16 protein-coding genes are annotated in these 25,633 nt (G+C 44.0%); 11 read left to right on the top strand and 5 right to left on the bottom strand.

All coding sequences use genetic code 11. The annotated features are described in order from the left end of the window. The 4 genes from LZZ85_RS00550 to LZZ85_RS00535 all read left to right on the top strand — a co-directional run bounded on the left by LZZ85_RS00550 (position 1) and on the right by LZZ85_RS00535 (position 4,300). The gene (locus LZZ85_RS00550; RefSeq protein ID WP_237867968.1) at positions 1–984 is read left to right on the top strand and encodes a DUF4407 domain-containing protein; all 984 of its coding nucleotides are present in this window, start codon (positions 1–3) and stop codon (positions 982–984) included. Between the two features lie 2 nt (positions 985–986). Then, positions 987–2,963, top strand: a complete 1,977-nt coding sequence (locus LZZ85_RS28570) for a J domain-containing protein (RefSeq protein WP_284698413.1) — start codon at positions 987–989, stop codon at positions 2,961–2,963. Between the two features lie 8 nt (positions 2,964–2,971). Next, positions 2,972–3,481, top strand: a complete 510-nt coding sequence (locus tag LZZ85_RS00540) for a hypothetical protein (protein WP_237867967.1) — start codon at positions 2,972–2,974, stop codon at positions 3,479–3,481. 369 nt (positions 3,482–3,850) lie between these two features. Beyond that, positions 3,851–4,300, top strand: a complete 450-nt coding sequence (locus tag LZZ85_RS00535; protein WP_237867966.1) for a hypothetical protein — start codon at positions 3,851–3,853, stop codon at positions 4,298–4,300. A gap of 4 nt (positions 4,301–4,304) precedes the next feature. Here the strand turns inward: LZZ85_RS00535 and LZZ85_RS00530 are convergent, their stop codons facing one another. The 4 genes from LZZ85_RS00530 to LZZ85_RS00515 form a co-directional block, all read right to left on the bottom strand. Beyond that, positions 4,305–4,847, bottom strand: coding sequence for a J domain-containing protein (locus tag LZZ85_RS00530; protein WP_237867965.1), 543 nt, complete (start codon positions 4,845–4,847; stop codon positions 4,305–4,307). A gap of 2 nt (positions 4,848–4,849) precedes the next feature. Next, the gene (locus LZZ85_RS00525) at positions 4,850–5,080 is read right to left on the bottom strand and encodes a hypothetical protein (RefSeq protein WP_237867964.1); all 231 of its coding nucleotides are present in this window, start codon (positions 5,078–5,080) and stop codon (positions 4,850–4,852) included. A 9-nt stretch (positions 5,081–5,089) separates the two neighbouring features. Next, the gene (locus LZZ85_RS00520) at positions 5,090–5,542 is read right to left on the bottom strand and encodes an ATP-binding protein (RefSeq protein ID WP_237867963.1); all 453 of its coding nucleotides are present in this window, start codon (positions 5,540–5,542) and stop codon (positions 5,090–5,092) included. Between the two features lie 336 nt (positions 5,543–5,878). Next, a complete protein-coding gene (locus LZZ85_RS00515; protein WP_237867962.1) occupies positions 5,879–6,199 on the bottom strand; it encodes a hypothetical protein in 321 nt (106 codons plus the stop codon). 305 nt (positions 6,200–6,504) lie between these two features. Between LZZ85_RS00515 and LZZ85_RS00510 the strand changes: the two genes are divergently transcribed. The 3 genes from LZZ85_RS00510 to LZZ85_RS00500 all read left to right on the top strand — a co-directional run bounded on the left by LZZ85_RS00510 (position 6,505) and on the right by LZZ85_RS00500 (position 12,342). Next, positions 6,505–7,764 carry a hypothetical protein gene (locus LZZ85_RS00510; protein WP_237867961.1) on the top strand — a complete coding sequence of 420 codons (1,260 nt, stop codon included), beginning with the start codon at positions 6,505–6,507 and terminating at the stop codon, positions 7,762–7,764. A gap of 391 nt (positions 7,765–8,155) precedes the next feature. Continuing rightward, positions 8,156–8,917, top strand: coding sequence for a hypothetical protein (locus LZZ85_RS00505; protein WP_237867960.1), 762 nt, complete (start codon positions 8,156–8,158; stop codon positions 8,915–8,917). A gap of 17 nt (positions 8,918–8,934) precedes the next feature. Beyond that, positions 8,935–12,342 carry a caspase family protein gene (locus tag LZZ85_RS00500; protein ID WP_237867959.1) on the top strand — a complete coding sequence of 1,136 codons (3,408 nt, stop codon included), beginning with the start codon at positions 8,935–8,937 and terminating at the stop codon, positions 12,340–12,342. Positions 12,343–12,355: 13 nt separating this feature from the next. On the opposite strand, the gene LZZ85_RS00495 is transcribed toward LZZ85_RS00500, so the two are convergent. After that, on the bottom strand, positions 12,356–16,972 hold the full coding sequence (locus LZZ85_RS00495) for an nSTAND1 domain-containing NTPase (protein ID WP_237867958.1): 4,617 nt from the start codon (positions 16,970–16,972) through the stop codon (positions 12,356–12,358). A gap of 360 nt (positions 16,973–17,332) precedes the next feature. Between LZZ85_RS00495 and LZZ85_RS00490 the strand changes: the two genes are divergently transcribed. Genes LZZ85_RS00490 through LZZ85_RS00475 form a run of 4 tightly spaced genes read left to right on the top strand, consistent with a single transcriptional unit; the run spans position 17,333 to position 25,626 of the window. After that, positions 17,333–19,009: a caspase family protein gene (locus LZZ85_RS00490; protein WP_237867957.1), complete on the top strand. Its 1,677-nt coding sequence runs from the start codon at positions 17,333–17,335 to the stop codon at positions 19,007–19,009. Further along, positions 19,009–20,154, top strand: a complete 1,146-nt coding sequence (locus LZZ85_RS00485; RefSeq protein WP_237867956.1) for an AAA family ATPase — start codon at positions 19,009–19,011, stop codon at positions 20,152–20,154. Before LZZ85_RS00490 ends, LZZ85_RS00485 begins: the two co-directional genes overlap by 1 nt. 4 nt (positions 20,155–20,158) lie before the next feature. Next, positions 20,159–21,358 carry a hypothetical protein gene (locus LZZ85_RS00480; RefSeq protein WP_237867955.1) on the top strand — a complete coding sequence of 400 codons (1,200 nt, stop codon included), beginning with the start codon at positions 20,159–20,161 and terminating at the stop codon, positions 21,356–21,358. Further along, positions 21,355–25,626, top strand: coding sequence for a pYEATS domain-containing protein (locus LZZ85_RS00475; RefSeq protein WP_237867954.1), 4,272 nt, complete (start codon positions 21,355–21,357; stop codon positions 25,624–25,626). The genes LZZ85_RS00480 and LZZ85_RS00475 overlap by 4 nt, the downstream gene beginning before the upstream one ends. The last annotated feature ends 7 nt before the right edge of the window (positions 25,627–25,633 follow it).

Below are 25,633 nucleotides of genomic sequence, written 5' to 3'. Positions count from 1 at the left end.
ATGTCTGACAACAAACAACCTGGCTGGTTGATCAGGCCGGGTATTTTGACTCAACTTATCGGCGGAGATTATCCGCTGCTCATGCGATCCAGCGGTTCAGTACTGCTGAAGCATTACCTCGCAGCAGTCTGCCTTTTGGTCGTCACCATCATCAGCATTGTTTCTATTTTTTACGGAGTCGATCTGCTTTTTCATGTATGGTATCTCGAAGTATTTCTTTCTGTGTTCATTGCTTTATTATTTGGATGCATTTACATTTTTCTACTGAACACGTTTTCAAAATCAGTAAAACCAAAGGGAAACGGGAACTGGAATGGATCGAATGTGATCAGGTTTGGGTTTGTGTTATTTATGGCGTTCCTTATTTCAAAACCGATAGAAGTATGGCTGTATCAACCGGCGCTGCAGCCACCTGTAGAAAAGTACAAGCGGGTTCTGCTAAAAAGATATGAAAGGAAATTGGATACGCTTTTTACAAATGACCAGAAGAATCTTCAAAACGCCATAAAGCGGTTTGAACAGCAGCAAGTGCTTTTTAAATCGGAAGGAATGAGTGCACAGATCGCCATTCTGCAAATAGAGTTGAATGAACTTCAGGGAAAAAAGAACACCTATATTGATCTCGCCCAGAAAAGAATCAATCGATCAAGCTATTTACTTTACCAGGTGCAGCTGATCTCCAGCACATGGCAATCTTGGGTGATCTGTCTGATCATGACAGCCTTATTTCTTCTGCCTGCGTACCTGATCTATTCTATCTCCGGGAATGATGCGTATTACAAAATGAAGAAAGAGCGGGAACAACGGATGATTATTCAAGCGCACGAAAATTTTGTTTTGATGTACAAGCAAATTTTTTTGAAAAAATGGAGGCTCAGAGCCGAAGTGTATTCCGTTTTTGCAGACCCTCCCTTTAACACGACAAAGAAAGGGCTGCCTGTAGTCGCTGAACAAACTGCATTTCTAAACAGGTTTTTTGACTAGCCATGGATTTCCGAAAACAATATTATGACGTACTGGGTATCCCCAGAACTGCTTCTGCCGAAGAAATGCGCGCTGCATACCGCTCGCTTGTGAAGCAATATCATCCGGATAGAAATCCTTCTCCGGAGGCAGCAGAGAGGATCAAGGAGATCAATGAAGCGTACGAAGTATTGTCAAATCCTGAAAAACGAAAGATCTATGACGGATATGAAAAGACTAAAGATCTTAAAGATCCAGCAGCTGATACGGGAACCCAAAAACACAAGGAGTCAAGGAGGAGAACATATGAACGAAAATTTACGGTGCAAAAAACAGAGAAACTGTTTATATGGGGGCAGATTTTTATAAAGTTTTGTGCTGACTCTGTCGGACAATTGGAAAGTTTGACCGAGAAAAATTATGCGATCTTCCCGACTAACACAGAAGTAGTGATCCGCCAGAACGGAATTTTCCGTGAACCATCTGCTGAGTATGTCGCAAATTTCGAAAAGTCTGTTCCTCTTCATACTAATCTTAGTCAGCCGATACTTTGCCGCATAGATGGGATTGAAGAGGAATGGTACAAGCTGAATCTCGAGGATATTCGCATTCTTAACCCGAAGCTCACCAATGTTGTAAAGCACGATGCACAAAGTTTTGGCACCCTGGAGGCGGAAGTATTTGCTTATATAATTAAAGTAACCGAGGAAGAGAAAACAGAGCGTGTTACGGAGTGTTATGGCGAAACGGGAAAGAGGGAAACAAGACTGGAGGATGGCTGGTATTGGAAGAGGACGGAGTATTATAAACCGGACTGCAGTACTTACTGGGGTGATTGGGTGACGGATTCTCCTGAACGAACAACGCCTTATCAACGGACTGACGAGCCTCGTCCTGCATCAACCGAACGATTCAGCTCAACAGGAAGAAGGTGGAGTTCCTGGAACTATAAAAGTGCAGCCACTCCGGCTGGTTGTGTCAACTGGCTTTGGATACCCTTACTGATGCTTTTTGTTGCAGCTATCCCACAGCTCGGGTTACCATTGCTGATATTAGGGGCATTATGGTTGCTGATCCGGTTTGGGCAGGGTTTGTTGGCAAGAAGTACCGTATTGTTTTCGCTGCTGTTTGTCGGCATAGTTGCAGCTGCGATTGCTGCTGCATTTCGAAATAATTACGCAGCGGATTCCCGGCCAATTGTTCAACGGCAAACTACCCGCGAGGAAGATATGCCCAGAAGGGTAGATGTGTGGAAGGTAGATGAGTCTGCAGATTCAACAGTAGCGAGTGAAAACGAAGAATATATCAGCCACCTGGTGAAATGGGTAAGTTATGACAGCACGCCTTATCAAGTGGTACTATCTGCCCGCGTTACCGATATTCAATCGTCATCCCAATTTCATTCCAGCTTCCAGATCAGTTCTGAAAAAAATGCGTGGAGAGAAATTTTCACAGGTATCGAGCAAAAGGACTATAACGGCTTGCATGAAGTACATGCAGCATTTGATTCCATCAGGCAAGTGAATGGATTGAATGAACGACAGTTTTCAGAAATGATGGTGAGTGCAGTCCAATCAATCCCTTATTTCCTTGTAACAAGCAATGATTGTGAAACCGCCGGATACAGTGATCCGTTCGTAAGGGACTTTCTCAAGAGCTGTCAACAGGGTTGTTGTGTAGGCAATGCGAAGTTTGGTATTCGTTCGCCCCTTGAATTTCTAAATGATCTAAAAGGTGATTGTGATACCCGCGCCTTGTTTCTATATTCTATGCTCAAGCATTTCGGTTTTGATGTGGCATTAATGACGAGTGAGCATTACCGGCATGCTGCCATTGCGGTTCACTTCAAAGATCAATCGCCCATTGATGGAACCGTAATTCAGATCAACGGTAAAAATTACTATCCCTGGGAAACGACCAACAAAGGATTTCTGCCGGGAGTACTGCCAGAACAATGTAATAATCTTAACTATTGGAATATAGCATTAGTAAATCAATAATGAATATTATGGAATCTGTTTTTAATCTTCAGACGCTCTTTCCTCTATCTCTTGTTTTACTCCAAACGGTTTTTGTGTCGTTGATGGCTTACCTGATACTTGACTGGTGGAGGATGATCAAACGGCCATTAGAGGGAATGGAATATGGTCCGGTGATCATTTGCGCCGGGTTTATCTTTTCCAGCCTGGTGATCAGTAGCAGCTCGGTCGACAGCATCTATGAGTCATTCAGGAATTATGTATCCCAGGGGAAGGGGTGGGCGCCGTTGATGTGGGCGAAGTTCTTTCAGTTTATGCTGGTAGTATGTACCGCCCAATTGATGTTTGCCGGTATTGTGTGGATGTTGCTGCGGGTGACATTAAAAAAGAACACGAAGGAAAACATTACATCGGAACATCTGGTGACGGGAATGTTTGCGTTGGCTGTGATGCTGGGAATGTCTTTTATTTTAAAAGAGTTTGCAAGGAATATGATCGGAGACCTGGTGCCGAGGTTCAAAGCGTTCAATGGGTTTTAGGGGAGGTGTCGTTAAGGTGAAACGGCTTCGAGGAGCTACTCAAGTTGATTTTAGTAGTCAAATAGCTAATCTACCTTCTATTAAAAGATTTATGCATTTTTTATCAAAATCAAACAAACAGAGATTCAGCTTGTTAAAGATGTTTGTAGGCAGCAATCCGGACATCCGTTATCTGGAGATAGGTTATCTGTAAACCAGCGCATTTCAAAACTGAAGTTAAAGAAGGAATCTCTTTGGAAAGCTGTTATGATATGTCTCCTGACAACCCAGCAGCGATCAGGAGAAAATAGCGGTAGCCAGATTTCTTAAGGCAATTATAAAAACCTTCGACTCTCGGTTATTCAGCAAAAGAAAAATAGAAAGTCGTGTATGAAGCGACAACTGAAACCAATTTGGAGAGCTAAAGTCATTTGCGAGTATGCGGATGAAATATTACAGTGTTTAGAACAAACTGGGTGGAAGCTTTTGAAGGATATTAATAGGCACTTGTCTTCTCTAAGGACTAGAGAAAGGGAAAGACAATTAGCAAAAGCTATATCGGAAAACTCCAATTTTAAAGGCTTATGGCCGAAGCAAGCCAGAAATTTATTGCAAATGATAGGGCATTCGATTTATGAGATACCGATTGATCCCAGGATAACTGACTGGTTAAATAGAAATAACATTTTCCCATTTAAGTTAAGTTCTAAATCTTTGTCGGGCGAGGATCTGTACTGTTTCATCAATGATGCAGTTATCGAACTTGGTGAAAAGGCCGACGTTAAACCATGTCTATTTGATGCTGCAGTTTTTCATCTTTTGATAAAGCAGCTTCGTTAATAAGCTAACTGCACCCTCGAATTAAGGCTATAATTAGCAATACCATAACGCTTATGACTATCTGCGACAGCAAGGCTTTCCCCATTGCGTTCATACCCTCAATTATACCTGTTTTCGACATTTGCCTCAGTTCGTCGATTGTTTGTTTGGCCAGGTCGACAGCTTGTGTTTTTGCATTGCGCATCCATTTTTTTAGAAGCTCATCTTCAAATTCGAAGGAGGTGTGAGAACCCCCGTATGAAGCCGTTGCTTGACTGCTTTGTCGCTCCTCATGACTTTGGGTTTGCTGCTGTTTGGGATTTGGAGAGTTCTTTCTTGTACTTTGAAATAGTTTAAATTTCAGGTATTGATGATCGTATTTTTCTCTGGCTTCTGTATCTAACAGAATAAGCTTTGCTTCATTAATAAGCTGCATTTTTAAAGTCGTGTCCAGGCCAGGATTTTCATCCGGATGCCATTTTAGAGCTTGTCGTCTGAATGCTGTTTGTACTTCATTCGAGTTGGCAGTTGATGAAAGCTCCAGTAACTCGTAATAGTCAATAAACATAGTTAGCTTTTATCTAACTGTTGATTTTTGCCAGAACTATTATCATTCTTTTCGGCTTCAGGTTTCCACTTCCAGATTGCGGTTATTGCTGCGATTACGCCAAAGCTTAAGATGACGCCAAGAGGGCCTCCACCTCCTTGGTGCCGGCCTCTTGCTTCGTTCAATACTGAAATGATCAGGCCACCAACCATCAGAATTACAATCGTTAGGACGATTTTTGTAAATGTTCTCATGAAGTCCTTTTATAAGTTACAGGTAAATCTCATCAAACGAACGAGTTCTTCAGCTGACTGCTGATTTAAGGCGGATTGCTCCTCAGTATGACCGTTTTGATAGGTTGTTACCCAAATTGCTCTAAAGCCATACTTCTTTTCAATTTCTTCGACATCCTCAACTGTGGTTCCGCTGGTTCTTGTTGCACAGAAAATAATGTCACAATCTGTAGATGCTAATTCTTCAAGGCGTACTCGTAGGTCTGTGTTTGGATCTCCTTTGCTAGTGATGCCAATTTTTACAGATCTTTCAGGAAGAGTGATAGTAATTACGGTAACTATATCGCCATGAGGCAATGGATCCAGTTCCATATTGCTTTTGGCGTGAAAGAAACTACGCTGAATCTCTTTTGCAATGAGCTTTAGCGTTGTCGTTTTTCCTACTCCCGATCTTCCCCAGATCGTGAATATTCTTTTAGTCATTCTTATTTCTTTTTATTGACATTAAATCGGTCTTATATAATGACATGACGCCGGCTTATATTGTCTGTTATATCTTTTTTATAACCGATTCAAGAGATATCGCTTCAGCTTCAACCAGTGGAATAAGTGAGGTCATGGAATTTTCGAATATGTGCAGTTTACTGTTTCTAACTTCAAGCAATGCGTATTCAACATCTTTAATTTTTAGCGTATGATTCATAAGCGCCAGTATGCTTGAAGACCGGTCTTTTGTAGGGGCATCAGCTTTAAGATATAGCTTGATGACGTATTTGGTTTCATCCCATTTCAAACCTAATTCTGGATTTATAGGAATTTCTAACTACCCGGATTCCATTTTTTTCTTGGTGGAGTAAACCAGGTAATCTCTTTTTTCCCGATAAATTTTTTATAGCCCGTGATCATCGCTGAATATATCGATGCCTTTTTGAAATCAATTGTCCCGACAATTTTTGATAGCCCACTTGTATGCAAGTCATTTTTGTGGAGCTTTTGAACGGCATCACGAAATCGCTTGTAGAAGTCTTTTGAGGGGTCGTAATCCTGGCTCATTTGGCCTTTTATTTTTTTTGCGCAAGTCATCTTCGGTGTTCCTGTCTTTAGTGTATAGTCGATAAATGACGTTAGAGGAATTTCCATAAAAGAGACGTTAAGTGTTTTACAGTTATAGTAGAATATATCTGTTTTTTTATAGGTACTAAGCTAGATGTTCCAGGAAAGAAATGGAACGCCGTATCGCAAATACAGGAAAAATTCCCGAGTATTCCAGGGCAGTTTTCCGGGAAGACGTATGCTAGATGATTAACTTTTGAGTAAAGGTTACTTGATTATTGGCAGACAGATAATAGCTAAAATTTTGTATTTAGTTAATAAATCAAACCAACTTAACAATACTGGCTAAGATCAATTATGACTGAGCCTTTTGGGATATTAAGTTAGTTGTCATGAAAAAACAGGAAAAATCCCCTATAATCTTTACGTCAACCTTGCGTTATTTAGCATTAAAACCAATATCTATGATCCATTCATTTTACTTCCATTCCAAGTTTGCGACTCTTTTTATTGCAGTTGCGTTCTGCATTACATCCTACTCCCAATACAACCCCGGAAAAGAACTGGTCATCATTCCTTGTAAAACTGGTACTCTTTTCATAGATGGTGTCGAGATTGGCCCTATCGAAGCAGACGATGCATTTAGAAAGAAACTAACCTATGGAGAACATTACCTTCAGCTAAAAACGGGTGCTGAAAAAGTAAACCAGACTGTGACTATTGATTCACTAAGCAAAGGGATTATCAGGATTGGCTGTGAAGCTGCTGCCTCGTCTGGCCAGGCATCCAATTCGAAAAGGCTTCTTGAAAAGCAAATCAATTTGACCGGATTAATTGCGGCGGAAACCGATGAGAACATGTTTGCTCTTGACTCCGGAGATGAAATCATTCTTAACTGCGATGTGCTGAACAAGAAAGGATCAGTTAATATCACGATTCAGGAATATGACAAGAAGATTGTCATCTATCAGAAAGAGCGCGTCAGCCTTGTGGCTGGTGAGCGGATCAGAGTGCCAGCAAGAGGGGTGTATCAATTAATGCTGCAAACACAGGCCTTCCTCGGAAAAGATGTTCAGGTTACTATTGATCGAATACCTGGGGCTAATAGCCGCGCTGACTTTAATACAATAGTTAAAATGGTATATGATACGATACAGACGCCGTTTCTAACGACACGCGGACGCGTTTATTCTACTACAAATGGCAAGTCAAGTAAAGTAGTTGTTCCTGTTCAGCTTCCGCCGAATGCCAACTATTGGGTTTATTGGATAGGCTTGGGAGAGCAGTCGGTTAATGAACTAAAAAGTATGGCAACGAATCTGGCAAAGGTCTCTCGAGTAATTTATCCGGATCCTCTGGTGTATTATGGGCTCAAATTAATTACTGCTTTGCCGGTGCTGAATGCACCATCTACAGTTACGTATTTCTTTACAGACAACAGAAATGCGGATGCATTCATTCGTAGTCAGCCATCTGTTCGGTTTGGAGATCTGCCAATGGGGAATAATATTTCCAATGCGTATAACATAGTTAATAAAAGTAAGAGTGATCTGGCGCTGGTATTATTTAATGAAAGTTCATTTACGGGAGTGGATTTTGAAGTGCGGGCGGTTGCGTTTATGGTTAAGCCGAGATTCGTGATCCAGGATTAATAAATCGTATTCCTGAAAAATGCAGTAAATCTAGATGTTTTGCAAAGAGGGATTGAAACAACACTTAGAAATCATTGCGATTAACTTATGGGTGATTTAAGAAACATATTTCTAGCGGAAGGAGGGTGGAAAACCATCTTTTCACCTTTCCTTTTTAATGCCCCATCACCGAACTTCATCATCCATACCCCCGAACGTTCACTCAAAAAACACATAAACAAATCACCCTCTCATCCCAAATTTAGTGTAAATTGTATCTGGCATTCTTCCGCACTTCGATCCAATTCCCATAAATACTTTAAGTTAATACCCCTTGTTTACTACTATTGATCAGCGCTCACGCACTGGTCCATTCCTTCGCGTTCGTAATACTTTTAAACCTTATACAGTTATGGCAAATCCTCACAAATTCTACCTGTCGCACATGAATGCGAAAACCGGGTACCGGGCAACATGGGATCCGGGAAGACCTTTGCAGATCGGTCAGGTTGGTAAGCTGGATGGCTCCGGCATATTCTCGGTTTTTTCGACGTTGGAAAAAGAAGGCATCCCGGTAGAAGTGCTTTCAGACGAGTCCGCGGGCGAAATGGATTATACTTCCAATGAAAGCGTGAACATATCGGTGAAGCTCGCGGGAAGCGCGCCTGCGGCCGGAAGCGTTCTTACCGATGTGGAAGCAGGATTCAGCTTTGAATTTAAAAGCGAGAAAGCGGTTGTGTTCCAGACAAGCGGACATAAAACACATCAGTTGGTCAATCTTGGCGAAATTGAAAAGGCAGTCCTGAAGAAATTCAATGATGGCAACTGGGAAAAAGACTGGCTGATCGTAACGCAACTGGTGGTGGCGGATACTGCAACGATCATTATCTCCAACAGCAGCAACGGCAAGCTGGAGCTTAAGGCGAAAGCAGGCGCTGGTACGGCCAACTTGAAACTGACGGACGCATCGCTTGGCCTTACGGTTGCGAGAGAACAGGGAAGTACCTTAAAGTATATTACACAAAACGGGTTAACACCGCTCTACCGGTTGATGGGAATCAGGCATCCGCTGTTTGGTAAAAAGCAATTGGCGACAAGATCTGATAAAGAACAAGTGGACCAGGAGAAATTCAGACTGCAGGAGTTTGACAACGGAGAGACCGAGCAACAATAATTCAACCTCACACAACTATGCCCACACTATATGCCCTGTTGGTCGGGATTAACGGCTACCAGGTAAAGCCCTTACACGGTTGTATCAACGACGTAAAAGCCGTGGAAGAATATCTGCGTAAGTTTTATTCGGGAGAAAACTCGTCCGGGCTGGAGATTAAGATCCTGACGGACGAAACGCCGGAGAAACCGACGAGGCAGAACCTCATCAATGCATTCGATTTCTTCAGTAATGCAAAAGATGGCGATACCTGCCTGTTCTATTATAGTGGCCACGGGTCTTATTCTACGGCGCCGCCGGAATTCAGGCAGGATAGCGGTCGGGTGCAATCCTTTGTTTGTATCGATAGCAGGCTTCCAGGCGGTAAGGACCTTATGGATAAAGAAATGAGTTACCTGATCTTTAAGACCGTAGCGGCAAAGCCCAGGGTAAGGTTCATTGCGATCACGGATTGCTGTCATTCCGGTACCATCGTCCGCGCACTCGAAGATAACAGCAGCATTGTTGAAAGAATGATCTCGGGGGAAGATGGACATACACCTGCGAGAGCGGAAGACTACCTGGGCTTTAACGATAGTGTGGGCGATCAAAAAGCGTATACAGAAGAATGGATCGATGGCCTGCGTGTGATAAAAATAGCACAAGGAGCCAATATCCATCTCGCGGCATCGATGGATAACCAAACATCCAAAGAGCTGCAGATCGATGGTGATCAGAGAGGGGCATTCACGCATTCCATGCTGAAAACACTGTATGCGCAGGAAGGGCAGATCAATTATAAAGACCTGGTAAACCGTTCATCGGTGTTGGTAAAGAACCTGGTTGAAAGCCAGGATCCGGGAATCAGTGTGAATGGCGGCTTATCCTCTTCGGAAGCAGATAAGATCTTCCTGTCTGACCAGCTACTACCCAACAGAAAATTCCAGGTGTATTACGATCGCCTGTATGGCTGGTGTATCAATGGCGGTCCGATGCATGCCATTACAAAGGGCGACATAGTATTGATTGAAGGGATCGGTAAAAGCGTTGTCTTGAATTCTCCCATGCCCGGTGTCTCCGTGATCATGAGCAAGCTGGAGTTTGGCGCCAATGAGAATATTTATAAAGCGACAGTACAGCGTCAACCCAACCAGGCCGTGTCGTTTTCTTTTGCAACTAATATCGCCGGTGATCTCCGTCAATTGATCACGGATGCAAGTGGTAATTATAAATCCGAATTCGTCAGTATCAGGAATGATGATAAGAACGGCCGATATATCATCAGGTCCAATGACGCAGGGGAAGTAATGATCACTTTACCGGGATCGGACAAGCCGGTGTTCAAGCCGGTAGTGGTTACTGACCTGAAGTCGGCCGGTGAATTCATCGAACGCCTGGAAATTGTTGCGAACTGGGTGAATCTTCTTGAATTTGATAATGTCGCGGGGGAGCTGTCAACAGATCATTACCAGATCCGCTTATACCGTTCAGCAAAGCCAGGCAACTATAATACAGCCGAGTTTACGGAGATCGATCCTCTTACAGCATTAAATGATTTTTATTATCAGCAGACGAATGACAAATGGTATCAACCTGCGCTTCGCCTGTCGATCACCAATAAGCTTCAATCCGGTGAGCTGTATGTAAACACCGCATATCTGAATTTTGACTACAGCATCAACGAAGATCTTTTTACCCCGCTTCAGATAGCTGCGGGTAATACGGCATGGCTGGAGTTCATTCCTGCCAATAAGATCCCAACGGATGTGGTTAAGTTAAAAATAGACTCAAAATATCAGCAGCTTGGATATACGGCTATTACTGAATACCTGAAGCTTTTCATCTCCACCGGGAAGCCTATTGATATTTCAAAACTGAAACAATCCGGTGTTGAACTCGCAGCAAACAGGAATATACCGGTTTTAGCGGGCGCAGGAATAGACCGGAGCGCCGGTGCTGAGGAAGCGGAGCTTAGCGAAATGGCCTGGCAAACGGAAACAATCGGTCTTCACATAATCAGGCCCGGCAACGATACGGTTTTAACCGGGAGTTCACAGGCGAATATTGGATCTGTCTCGCTCACCCTTCCATCAGGATTGACCGGCAGCGCGGCTATCGGAAGTTCAACGAGTGCTGCAAATAAAGATCTGGCTGGTATTCCACCTCCGCATCTGGCAGCAGGCAATTCGATGTTAGCGCAGTTTGATCTGATCGCAGGTGTGCGGTCTGCCTCCGCATCTGATATGCTGGAGCTGTTTGACATAAATAACAGAGAACTGGTCAGCCCTGAAAACCCGATCACCATTTCCTTCCCTGCCCAACGCAGCTATTCCGATGACATGGTGCTGCCAATCGGGTTCGATCAGGAAACCGGCTTGTATTATCCACTGGGCCATTCGGATGAGAATGGTAATATCATTATTGAAACGCTTCCCGAAGAAACGCCTTCTGATGCGGCGATCACCAAAAGAAGTTTCCTCGGCTCCATCAAAATTTACTTTCAGAAGGTGATCGGCAGCAGGCTTGGTTTGGGCTACGATTATCCGCGTCTTGCCATTGCTACGGTGGGTACTGATGGAAAAACGGTGTATGATGCTGATGAAAATCACGTAAAAGAAGCGGTGGCAAAAGCTACCAATATCGCGTTGTTTGTGCACGGCATCATCGGCGACACAGAAGGAATGGCAAAATGTGTGGACACCAAACTTGATGATGCAGGCTCTTCCCTTCATAAACAGTTCGACCTCGTACTGAGCTTCGATTATGAGAACCTGAACACAAAGATCGAAGACACTGCGGCTGCACTCAAGCAAAGACTCGCCAAAGCTGGCTTCGGTGCTGGTATTGATAAGAGCCTCACCATTATCGCGCATTCGATGGGCGGACTGGTAAGCCGTTGGTTCATCGAAAAGCTTGACGGATACCAGAGCGTTAAAAAGCTGATCATGCTTGGCACTCCCAATAATGGGACGCCATGGGCAGATGTGAGAGATATGGCGGAGGCTTTCGTAACTTTTGGCATCAACGGAGCCGCATTCCTCAAGCCATGGCTCTTCATCCTTTCTGCAATAGGAAAATTGGTAAAAGGAACACAGACCACCCTCCAGCAAATGGATGCAAAAACCGGTATTTACAAAACATTGAATGATGGAACTGATCCAAAGATCCCCTACATCATTGTCGCCGGTAATACACAGAAGATCATTGTTGAGTATGATAAGACTGCCAGCCTTGTCGCAAAGCTTTTTACCAAACTCAAAAAGAAAGGTGTTTATGTCGCACTGGATTCATTGCTCTTCAAAAAAGCAAATGATATTGCTGTGACGAATGACAGCATTATCACGCTGAATGGTTCTCAGCAATGGGCGGTCCAACCGGTTGTACACGAAGTTGCCTGTGACCACCTGAGTTATTTCGTCACAGTCCAGGCCCTGGCAAAGATCTAAGATCTTTGATAGGTTACCTGACCGCAAGGTCTGTTTTTGCTGGTACGGTATATCCATGTTGGAGAAACCAATCGAGATATCGTCTTGTCTTTTTACGATAAACAACACCCTGGCGGTTTACAAGGATCGCGGCATTTCCATGTTTATATAAAGCAGCGGAAATGATGCCTTTGCCTGGAAGAACATCATGTCTGAGAGGATTTGCCTGGTCTATGAAATAGGCGATCTGTGAAGTGCCGACAATGATCAGACCATTTTCCGAAAAATGGAATCGATAACCTTTAATGGAAATTTCCTGGACGGAATCTTTCTTAAGATCAACACCAGTTAACTTCCTGATCTGTTCGGCCAACTGATCACCCTTGGTGGAGTCTTTCACAAATTTCATGAGCGCGTCTGCAGACGCGAGATTGACTGCGTCAATCGGGGACGGTACTGGTTTCCCCGGTTTTTGCGGATCGTTTCCCTTACGGAAAATAGTAACGGCAGTGTCCTGGTAACTGTATTTGTGAACAAGACTGCTATCACGCATAAAATAAGCGGCATTCCAATAATACAAGATCTCATCAAACTTATCGATCAGGATCTTCTTTCCGTTTTTGCCAGTGTAGTAAACTTGGTTGTTTTCCAAAACCAGTTGAAGATGATCTCCTGTCAATGCATTCAATGCCCATTGTTTTTGCTGATCAGTTTCCAGTTTTTCTTCAGCACCATTGGTCACATCAATCAGGCGGAGAGGATTTCTCCTTGTGCTATCATACCAGGTAATATATTCCAACGCGGAATCGCGGCCGGGTAGCTGAAAATATTTTCTGTCAAACGTAAATGTGTTGTCATTTTTATAGTAGGCTCTGTCTCCCAGGAAATAAACATCGCTGATGTCTGAACCTACCATGGAGGCAGCTTCGATATGGATGAAAGATCCCGGGTCTGACACTAGTAAATTGTTTACATCAAACACACTAAAAGAAGTTTCACTGTTTAATGTCTCCTGCCATGGGCGAGCGGTAAAAGGAGGGTTGATCTCCCAGACCAGCAAGCCATCACCCGGGTACAGTACGGTGATAAATTTGTCGTCAGGAGAAATCTCAATTTTGACGGGCCTGGATGAGTGACTGAAACGCGTCATTTCCGTTTGGGTTGAATCAAACAGGGCAACGGTATATCCAACGGTTGATTGTGCGATGACATAGTAATTGTCATTGCTGCCATCGAATTGTGCATCTTCCAGGTTAGGATAAAACAACGCAGTGGAATTTCCATTTTTCAGATCTATATAAAACAGCGAATCTGTTTCGCTGGTGCCGAGTGCATACCTCTTATCCGAAGAAATGCTCAAGGTGTTGAACACATAGTCCGTTCTGAACAGAAAGCGGGTTTTGCCTGATTTGAAATTGCAGCTGTATAATTCTGTGAACTGGCCGCCTGGCCCTTCTGTTGGTGCATTGTTGACATAAAGAAGAGCGATGGAATCCTCCAGCATAAATGTGCGCACGTCTGTATAAGGCATTTCCGCCCCGTACATTGCGTCTGTCCATCTTTTGGGAGTCGATTGCGTATCGATCGCGAGACCGATCACAGGTTCGTTCAACTCTTCATAACGGATCAATTTTTGTATATGGCCTTTGAATGAGTGAATGCCCATTACATCCATATATTCCGGCAAATGCTGGTAAACATCTCCTCTATAATCGAACAGGGTCTGAACTCTTTCGGAATCAATGGCGAAAAAACCCGTTTCTTCGAAATAGGTGATGTTATTATAGTAATGCGGACCCGGTAATCGTTTTTTTGAGGTAATGGTTAGGCTAGAATCCAGGTTCAGTATCGCATAACTGATGGAGTCGGACACTACAAGATATAGCCGATCACTGGCGGTATCAACATGACTTCCATGTAATGTTGTTTCCGAGATTTTTAACGAATGATGGCTTTGATTGTTATGAACAAAAAGATTCTGCTGATCATCTGCTGTTACCTTAAAAGATGTCTTTAGCCTATTTGAACCGGAATCCGAAACACTATCCTTTAAAAAATTCCAATTGCTATTCTGTTCTTTTCCGATGATCGCCAGCTCTCCGCGATCACCGGCGTATGTAAAATCATAGATGCTGTCTTTTGTTGTAAGGCTTGCGATAGCAAAGGGGTTATAATAGTCGTATGTATTCAGCAGGTCAAAGAGTTTTCGTTCAATAGATGAATCCTTGTAAATATCATATGCCTTTCTCAGCATGGATAGCTTTTCAGTCTCGCCGTATTTATCACTTTCTGAAGCGAGGAAGAGTGCTTCGCTTTTTCTGGCACGTTCGGAAGCTCTCAGTTGCATGATCCAGCCCCAAATGCCGAGTCCGAGAATTACAATACCTATCCCGGAGAATAGCCGGATCCGTCTGCGGCGTTGGCGGGATTTCAACTTTTGCGAATCTTCTACAAAGCGTTTTTCTTTATGATTTAAGCGGTTGCTGATCTCCTGTTCGGCAACCTGCAGCCGCGGATCTGTAACCCACAGATAATCCTTGTTTTTATAAAGCTCCCTTGCATAGTCTGCTGATATGGCGGCTACAGCCTGGTGAAGCTGACCTCGCGCAGATTCTGCCATCTCGTTAATTGTACCTCTCTTTTTGATCCATTCCTGTAATAATGACCAGGAGTTGAGCAATGCTTCATGTGAAGGCTCAATGAAAAGCCGGTTGTCCAGCTCTCTTCCTGACCGGAGAAGGTGTGCATTTTTTAGTCGTTCTACAATATTTCTGATCGAAGCGGTTTTAGCTGGATCGGTGTATTCAAGTTCTCCGTACCCTTCTCCATACATCAATGCGTCCCCGAGATAGACCTTTCGTTTTGCCATCTGGCCGGATTCGAAGGAAAGCATTCTGAAGATAAGCTGCCTGAAGTAAAGTTTCTCTGTATCCGTTTTACACTGGTTGTACTGATCGGTGGCCATCTTGTCGATGATGCCGTTCACACCGCCAAAGTCGTTGTACTTGGTCTCCAGCAGGAATTGATCTTCCCTGTTATCATAAAGGTCGCTAAGGGCGAGTGACAGAAGAGGCAGGCTGCCGGGGTTGAGATAAGCTTCATCAACGATCCTGTTGATAAATCTTTCGTTTGCTTCTTCGTTTCCTTCTTCTGACCGGAACTCCAGTACTTCCTGTGCGGCGGGCTGGGTAACGATTTCGCGGATCTCCTCTCTCGAAAATGGTGGTACGGGAAATCGGGTGCCGGCTTCCATCATGCTGGCAAACCGAAACTCCAGGTCAGATCTTACCGTGATGATCATTTTGATCTTCGAGGACAATTTTTTTAGCAGGTCTTCAAAACGTTTTCGCTCTTCCGGGCTTTCGCAAACAGTTACCAGCTCTTCGTATTGATCGATCAACAGTACCTGCAGCTGCGGATTGTTAGCGAGTGTTTCATTGAGGAGAGATTCCGGAGATTTACCTGGTCTCATCTCTTTTACAGCACTCTCTTTATAAAGAGAGAGAACGCCCGCTTTGACCAGCGATGATTTTCCAATTCCTGAAGGACCCGTAACGATCGTGATCGGATTTTTCTCCACCACTTTCAGCAAGCCGTCAAACCATGTTTTGTCTTCTTCCCATCCTTTTAACACGCGGTCTCTTCCGTAGAAGATCTTGTTATCACTTACCTGGTAAGTGTACAGCCCTTTGTATGGATTTCTATTCGTCCGGTTATTCAGAATGATGCGTCCGCCAGTAGTTTTTCTTGCATAAGGGCTGATGAAAAGAAATTCTCCTTTTGTATCGCCGGTAAGAACAGAGAGGCTGGGTGTTTGTTGTTTGTCTCCGGTAATGTCTTTGGCAAAGAGCTCGTCGATGATCTGTTGTTTCAGGTAGAAGCCAAGTTCGCTGGCGGTAATGATCCCGTCGCTTCCTGTGCTTCCATAGTTGAGGTCGGCTTCGCCTGATTGAAGCGCTTTCAATAGTAATGCCGCGAAGGGTGAATGATCTGCAACATCGGCGGTTCCTTCTCTTTTTCCCAGGCCGTAAATGTCCAGGGATTTCTGATCGTGCGCAGAGGAAGTGATGAGTTGCCAGGCTTTGTATTGTGCGTATTGGCGAAAGCGTTCGTAATAGATCGTTTTGGGAACTTCCGCGCCGAGACTTCTGCTGCGGTCAGCCCATTTGAAAGCTCCCGCGTAGCAGCAGTCGAGCACCAGCAACAGGTGCTCACAGGGTAATTGATTCAGCCAGGATCGCAGCTCTTTCATGGGAATGTAGGAGCCGGGTGCCATTGGGTCTGCATCTGCGGCGAGCAGATAGCCTTCCGGTTCGTCATCATTTTTTGACACGATACCGTGGCCGGCGAAGTAGATGATCACTCGATCTCTTTTGCCGACTTTTATGTTTGAGAAGAAATCTTTTACCTCAGCAGCGCCGGGATTGATCAATGGATTGGCTAGCGATGTATTCTTATCCGGTACTTCAACAGGGCTGACCTGGAAACCATGTTGTGCGGTAAGCATTTTGGCCAGCACTTCAGCGTCGTTCTGCGGGGAAACAAGGTTTGATACAAGGTTTGACCGGTATTGATTTACCGCAACAAAATAGGCTTTGCTGGCGGAGAAGAAATCGGTGATGTCAAAATCGGTAACTGGTTGATCTGGCATAAAAGGATGAATTAGCCGTTGTGATTTGCAGGGAACTCTTAAAAGTATTCAGAAAAGGTATTTGCAGGGTGAGGAACCCGAAGCTGCTATATTCACAGTGGCATAAGCGTAAAAGTTTAATGATTGCGGGAGGATTATCAGCAGTAGTTTGTCAAGGAGAGTTGGGTCTGATCCTGATCGCAAATATTGATCCATCCCGGAGGGTGCAGGAAAAATCAGTTTGCAACCGAATGTATATGATCCGCTGTATTTGTCCAAAAAAACAAATGCGTGAAGTCCCCCAGTTTAATTGCAAAAGGAATTGTACATTAGACTATCTGATATTTTCTTCCGGGCTCGAAAAAAAAGTAGCGGCACTCTATGGCCGTTGGCGAAGAAGATGATAAAAACCTGGCAGGTGGCTTTCCCAGGATTGATAAATATTATTTACTGGTAATCGGAATAGACAATTACCAGGGGGGCGTTGCAACCCTCAACAATGCTGTTTCAGATGCAAAACGCGTTGCCCAGGTATTACAGAAATACCGATTTGATCTACCAATATTTCCAATTGATCTTACGAAGTCTGCCAGTATTTGTTTGTATGATGCTGATGCCACCTGGAAAAACATCAGCGACTCGCTGGAAGCGATCCAGAAGAAGATCGGCGTAAACGATGCATTGTTGATCTACTTTGCCGGGCATGGCGTGCGCAGGACAAATAATAATTACTATATCGTTCCGTCGGATGGGATTAAAGGACAGCCGGCAACATACATGCAGAGCAATGAGCTTTATGATCTTTTTGCAGATTATCCCGCCGCAAAGAAATGCCGTGATCTCCTGATCATTCTTGACTCGTGTTATGCGGGAAAAGCGCTCGGCGGATATGGAGAGAGAAAGAATCTGCCCTTTTCAAGGGATATACTCACTTCCTGTCTTGAAAAGCAGCCTGCAGATGATGGTATGCGGGGTCATGGAAGCGTATTCGTAAACGAGCTGGTCAGCCTGCTTGAAGAGAACAACGCAATAAAATTGCCTTTTGATCAGGCTTATACCACACTCAGGAAAAGATTTGACAAATCCGGCGAAAGGCAGTTCCTCGAACAACGGCTGGATAAAGGCCCGATCCCGGGAATGGAATACGGTTCCGGCACTTTTGTTTTTGAAAAAACGGAGACCATAAAGCCGGAGATAAAATTTCTGAAGAACTCACTGATCGATCACCTGAATTTTGAACATCAGCGTGTAAACGTGAAGGAGTCCTATAAGACTTCCCAGAATTCATTGAATATTATTACTACGCAGGGATCTTCTTTGCATGTACAAAGAGTCATTTCCAAAATAATTTTTCGATGGCTTGATAAAAATGGAAGCCTGAAGGTAGAGCCGGAAAAGTGTTTTATCGAAGATTTTATCAAAATAGATCATGACACAAATATCTGGGACAAACTATACGCGCAAATACGGGATGAAGCGGGTAAGATGCCCAACGATAAGGAAGTGATCCATCAATGGTATTTTCAAAAACTCGAGAGCAACAATCCTCTTACCAATAAGCTGTGCCACGTTTTTTTACCAATTGGCTTTGAGATAGGAGGCAATGACATGTTCAAATCGATAGAAAAATTTTGTTCCGAATTCAGTGAAATGTTTCTGCGCAGTGTCTCGACGCTTGACGTGGACAAGAAAGCATCGCTTGGTAAAATGTTCATTATTATTTCAGATGAACGGGAGAATGGCGGCGGTTCTCACAAAGAACTGCTGAAGCAAATCTCGAATAAGCCCTTCAATTTTATTCCAACAGAATTTCCCAGAAATATAAAATGGAATGATGCGAAAGACTGGGCCTCTCTTTTCACTGATGATGATCTGAGTGAAAAGATCCAGCTGCTGAAAGAATACCATGGTCTCTCCAAGCTATGCGGCAACGAAGACTTCGAAGCATCCTACGAAGATTTTGTGCAAAAGCTATGTCATTACTGCGAATACAATAAGAATGATATAGCGGAGCTTAACGGCTATTTATATGACTTCACCACTAAAAACCTCCTATAATGGATTATTCAAAGGTCGCCATAAAAAAATACCCGCAAAAAAACCCTGAAGTTGAAGGCTCTTCCACCCGCTTTGCAGTGAAGGTGATAATAGCTAATGGAACTACAGCAGAGGAGCTGGCTGCGGCGGAGCCGCTGTGTCCTGTCAGCACATTTACGTACGATCAGGTAAGTGGGTCTGGTAAATTTGTACCGGTTAGAGATGAGAATGGAGAGGTGGTTACGAAGAAAGCGCGCCCGATAGCGCCATATATTCCGGGTGAAGATCTGAAAGAGCTTGTAAGGCTTGCGCAGATCTTGCAGCGGCCGGTGCTGATCAAGGGCGAACCGGGAAGTGGAAAAACGCAGTTGGCAAAATCTGTTGCATACGAATGGTATGGCGCAGATTATAGGCAGCATTTTTTTGAATGGCAGGTGAAGTCGACATCAAAAGCGGTTGATGGCCTTTACCTGTATGATCATATAGCGCGATTAAGGGACGCTAATCTGGTGAAAAACTCAACCGGCTCAGATGGTCAGGAAGATGTGGCAACAAAATATCGGCGTTTCGGACCAATGGGAATGGCTTTTCTTACGTCAACAGCGCAATCTCCCTCTATATTGCTCATAGATGAAATTGATAAAGCCGATATTGATTTTCCGAATGACCTTTTGCTTGAACTGGATGAGCGACGGTTTACTATACCGGAAACAGGAGAAGTGATCGAGGCAAAGTATCCGCCACTGATCTTTATCACCAGCAATGATGAGCGGGAATTACCGGAAGCATTTCTCCGGCGTTGTTTATTTCTCTACATAAAATTTCCCGAGAAAGCTCAGCTTGTCAATATCATTAAAGCACACATGCCCGGTCTGATCGAAAAGCATTCGACATTCGTGGACGAAGCTATTCAACGATTCAATACGCTGCGGGACGAGATCAAAATTGATGCTACCGATAACAAACGAGTGTCCACCAGTGAATTGCTTGACTGGTTAGGCGGTTATTACTATGAGTTCCTTAATAACTCACAGAAAGAGAAGATTGACCTTGGCCTGGCAAATCTGCCGCTGTATTACCAGGCGCTGCTAAAAACTTATAGCGCAGTGAACAGGCGGGAGCAGGCCATTGAAAAGGCGGCGAAAGAAAAACCAGAAAACGCATAACTGTATGATCCGTCATCACCTTCCCTTCTGGTCTTTTTTTGAAGAGATAGAAACCACGCTAAGCTATGAACGCTGGATAGATAAGTATCGCTTATTTGTAGATGCGTTATTGAGCCATCATATAGGATATGATAAAGACTGGAAGCAATTCACCCAATTCTGTAAAATACTTTATTTGCAGGATCACAGGGATGAAGAAGTTTTTGACAGAATACTAGCCGGAGCGATAAAAAAGGAAAAAGAATGGCTCGCTTCCATTCTCCAGGAAGTTTCGTTTGACGATACCGGCGACAAGAATGAGCCGCAGCCCGATGGTGATAAGGCATCACCGGAAGAAAAGGATAAACAGGGAAAAGAAGAGAAGCCAAAAAAGGATGCAGCCGCCGGGCAGACGGAAAAAGAACAAAAGACGCAGGAGGTTGCAACAGAGTCAAAGGTGGAAAACAAAACTATGTATTATCATCCGCCCGAGCTGGCTGGTAGCAAACCGGAAAGTGAACAGTCAAAAGCTTTCAGCTTTTTGCAGACCGATGAGTATTTCGCGATCTCCCGCCGACAGATGGTAAAGGCCTGGCAGTTTTTACGATTGAAAGATAAGGGGCGCAAACAAGAGGATATCGATCTCGTAGCAACTGTTGAACAGATCGCAAAGGATGGAATATTTCTGGAACCAAAATATCGTTACGGCAAAACCAACAGGGAAGATACGATCATCATTTTTGCTGATTATCGTGGATCCATGACACCGTTTCATGAATTAACCAACCGCCTGATCAGCACGGCGAAAGGAGAAGGTGGGCATCCGAGAGCCTGCGTATTCTATTTCAAAAATTACCCGGTCGGATATGTTTATGAAAAAAACAACCTGTCTCAACCTATTAAACTAAGACAGGCCCTGATCAAGACCAACCGGAACTTTACACTGGCGATCGTGATCAGCGATGCCGGTGCTGCAAGAGGGAATAAAGAAGGAACAGAGCTTCCTTCAACGATGACAGGCGAATTTATCAGGCAACTGCGTGACACCTGCGCGCACACTATCTGGTTGAACCCAATGCCCGTACACCGATGGAGTGGCACAGCTGCCGAAAAGATCAGGAAGGATGTTTTTTTAATGGCACCGATCATGGAGCAGGGGCAGCAGGATCTCCAGGATACATTAAGAACCGTATTGAAGCAACATATAAAACCTGTCAGACAGTGAGCGCGATACCTTCAAATTTTCCGGTTGATACCATTTCCAGTGTGAGTGCTGCAAAACTGGAGTGGTTCAGTGAGCGTTATACGGAAGAATTTTATGACGATTACCTTTTCGGCCATTTCATTCTTGCAGCTTATGCGGCAGTGCCGGCAATGCTGACTCCCGATCTGCTGTATAAGGTCTGGCAGAATTTCAATACTTACCAATGGAATGACGGACCCGCAATCATTCATCGTATAGCGGTTGCCGATGTGTTATTGTCGCCTTTTTGCAGAGAAACCGGTTTTGAGTTGTATGAAATGGACCCTGATATCAGAATGGCCTTCCTGGAATGGCTTAAAAAAATTGAAGATGATAAGCAAACGCTTTGGGGATCGCGTGCGATCTTTTCATTCACAAGGGTTGCTCATTTCGTTCAGGATTATCACCGCTCCGCAAATATAGGCGCTACGCGTTGGGGAAAAACCTATGTTGAATCCCAGGAGCTCGAAGCACTGTCTTACACAGATCCTGTTAAAGCGGCAAGTACGCTTTTCCGGAAAATGCAGGAACAGGCGTCGCTAAAGCAGGAAACGGACATGCTCAGAACAATGGACCAGTTTGTAAAAACAGGTAATCGCCTGCAACGACTGTTTCCCGACGACCAGGATGTAACAAATAGTTTCTCCATAAATCAGAAAAGTATTATCGCTTTTAAAGATCTTATCCAGCATAACAGTGAATCATTTCTACAGCAATTAGGCTCAAACCAATTGCTACTGCAATTTATTTCAGCATCGGCTCAGGACGGAGGCATAAGCTTACAGGTTCCTGAAACAATGCTAAAAGCAATCAATGAGAAAAAGCAACTGATAGAAGTACCGGTTGTGCGAACGATCTATTCTCTTGCTATTGGGGTTGATCAGGTAAGAAATGGCCCGTCTTTTTTTTACAGCGAGAACAATGCAAAAAGATTTTCAGCATTCGTGAGCGACTATAGCTCCGACCTTCAACGGGAATGCAAGCTAACTGTACTAACAGGGTTGGCTAACACAACGCAAAGAGAGATCTTGAATGCACTGCAACAATTCAGGCAGGCAGAACCAGGAGATGCTTGCGTGTTCTTTTACTCGGGACCGTTGGCTGTGAATGAGCGTAACGAAGCAACGCTATTTTTTAATAAAGATGCAAGCAGCGAAGAGGCTGGCTTTGCCTCTTTAAATGAAATGCTAAGAGATATTTCATTTAAAGAAAATGTTCATTTGCTGATCATAATAGATATACGGGCATTGGCTAATGTTAACCGGCCAATACTCTTTGTGAAAGATATAAACCCGGGTGGCTCTGTATTGGTGATGCATAACCTCAGTGAAACCCCGGCGCCGCTATTATTAGAAAGACAGTACGACGACAATCATTTTTTCACAAGCTTACTTGATCTTGCAAAAAATGGAGGGTACAGGTTGAGCTATAAAGATCTGTTTCAGCAACTGAAACTTCGTCTTTCTATGCTGGATGCGCCAGCGCCTCAGATCAGTTTATCCGACATCGATCGAAATGAAGGTATCAAGGAGCGAAGATTTCTAACCGGTGAAGTGCTCAGCACGGGCTATCAATACTCTATTTCCTGGGACAGTCAACATGCCCGTTGGATAGTAGATGCAGGTGCCAGGCAGGGACTCAGACCTTCGCTTGACTTTATGCGTACAATATTGGAAACGGAGGAGGAGCTACATGCAGAAGTATGGGCTGTAGAGCCTGATCAGTCTTTGCTTCCCTACTTTGACGGCGATAAAAATAAGGTCTTCAAGGCAAGGCTCATACAGAATGCCCTTCCTAAAGTGAAGGTAGCTTTTGCGGAAGACCATCCTGCGGCAATGAAGAAGGCATTGGAGGACGCCATAAAACACTACGATATTCATTATATAGACATCATTGATCAAAAAGATGATGCAACCTTTCTGATCAGAAACCTTGATGAACGCTACATGTTAGTGCAGGCGGGTGAAAAAGAAGGGACGACCCAGGAGAAGCAACCTGTGTTTGACTACCAGGATGAACCGTTCGAATTTATCAAACAGATAGAATATATTGCCCAATGGCAGGGCGTTGTTGAATTAAATAATACGGAAAGCCGGATGAAGAGAGGCAAGATCTGGTTCTCTTTCGAAAAGGCTGAAGGGTTTCGTTTTAGCAAGGAACTTTCTTCATCAGTCAGTTTTACTCCAATACCAGATGCCGAACCGGTTGTACTTTATTATAAATCTGACGGTAAGACAAAAGAGCAGCAACAACCAATTTTGAGATGTAAGATCAGGGGAGTAAGTGAACCCCTTTATCTTTCTGTGCTTTACCTTGGAGGAACGTATGAGATCATGCACATATCAGAAATAATGGTGAATCCGTCTGAGGCCGAGCAGTTGGTGCATTTTCAATTTGAAGATGATTCATTTGATTCTCTGCCAGTATTCCTTGACAAAAGATACCGGGCCCGGGGAATTACACAGGTTGTCGAGTATATGAAATTTTTTGTGTCGGAGAAGCCTATCGATGTAAAAGCATTTGAGCAGGAACCGTTGGAATTCGGCCAACCGGTAAGCAGAAAAGGTTTTGATATCGGATCCAAGAAGACGTTCAACTCTGTTTATACGGAATGGTTTACTGTCACTATTCCTATAAGAATTGTAAAGGAACCCGAGGCTCAGATTTTTGTTCCGAAGAATCCCTATGTTAGAGCGGACAAAGAGCAGCCTGTCAAAGATGTTGTTGCGATCGGACGACCCAGGTTGATAGAAGAGTTGAAGGGGGCGATCAATAATTACAAAGTCGTTATCGTATCCGGACCAGGGCGCAGTGGCAAAAGCTCCATCGTCTGGTCGGCATTATCCAGTTTGGAGGTTAAACCGGTTGTCTTTGATGTTAGTTCAAAAAACTGGAAAGATTCTTTATACAGTACGACCTCGCTCTTAAGAAGAAATAACTCCCGGAGGCTGGTATTCATCGAGAATTACGAAGAGATCTTAACCAACGAAACTCCCGGATCGGTCAGAGGCCTGGAAGAAGGTCTTCAACTGATCTCGGAAACGCATACTGTGATCTTGACAATTAATATTGCGGACGAACACCGGCTTCGTTATTCATCGATCGTTGGCGCGCTTTACCGCCCAAACTCTAAAGAGTTCCTGTCTCTCAGGAGGCATGACGCATTCAGAATTTCTATCCCACCATGGTCTATTGAAGAGCTGCAACAGTTGATCAAAGCAGACGGGATCCTGCCTGCGTATCAGCAATTACCCAGAGAAGTAGTGATCATGATGGCCACACAAGCGGCAAACTATGCACAGCCAGTGATGGTTTTGTTGCCGGCGCTTCAGCATTTGTTTGATCGTTTGGAAGGGCATCTGGAAAATTTCAGCATAAGCGATTATCAATCTGCAGGAGGTCTCGCCGGGATTGCCGGTCCTGCAGCAGGAAATGTATTCTCCGAGAATATCAGGGAGCTGTATGCGCAGGTGCCGGTTACGGTAGCTGATGATCTTCAAAAAAACAGGTGGGGAAATAAGAGTGAGGCGAACGGAAAAAAACTTGCAGTGGAACTTAATCCTACAAACCTGACCGGCCTTTACAACCTGCGTATCTCTATCGGGCAATCGTCTGAGAATTCGCCTTTGCCGACAGGGGAGGCCGCCATTTTTATTCATAATACCTTCGATAAGCAGATCCTTATTGAGCGATTCATCGATGGTGTAGCGAACTTCAACCTCAACGGAGTATACGAGACGTTCACTCTTGGCGCTTACACAGAAGATGGTACTCGGCTGGAATTGGATCTTAATGAACAAAAGGGGTTTCCAACAGATTTTTACTATGATGAAATTTCTTCTGCATTCAAGGCTAATACAGAAAAGGTCTACCTTTCTCAAAGATCCTTTGATAAGGAAGATATTCAACGAGGGCGATGGGGAGGAAGCCCGGCCAGCAGCAGAAAAAAACTCAGTGCATCGATCGACAAAAAGATTGAAGGCGGTATGTTCAGTGTAACGTTGCGTGTTCTGTCCGAAGATAAAGATGATCCGATCAGAGGGAGCGTTGCGTTTTTTCTCCACGACTCTTATGCAAATCCTATCATCTACAAAAAAGCAATTAATGGAGAAGCCTCCATTACCATCACGGTTTACGAAGCATTCACTATTGGCGCCTACACAGCCGATGGAGCAATGATGGAGTTTGATCTGAATGAAATTGCAAACGCACCAGAAGATTTTTACAGTCGTTCACCTCATCTCAAATAGATCATTA

The organism is Terrimonas ginsenosidimutans (genome assembly GCF_022012415.1).
GTDB classification, from domain to species: Bacteria; Bacteroidota; Bacteroidia; order Chitinophagales; family Chitinophagaceae; genus Terrimonas_A; species Terrimonas_A ginsenosidimutans.
This window is presented reverse-complemented; position numbering and strand designations above follow the sequence as displayed.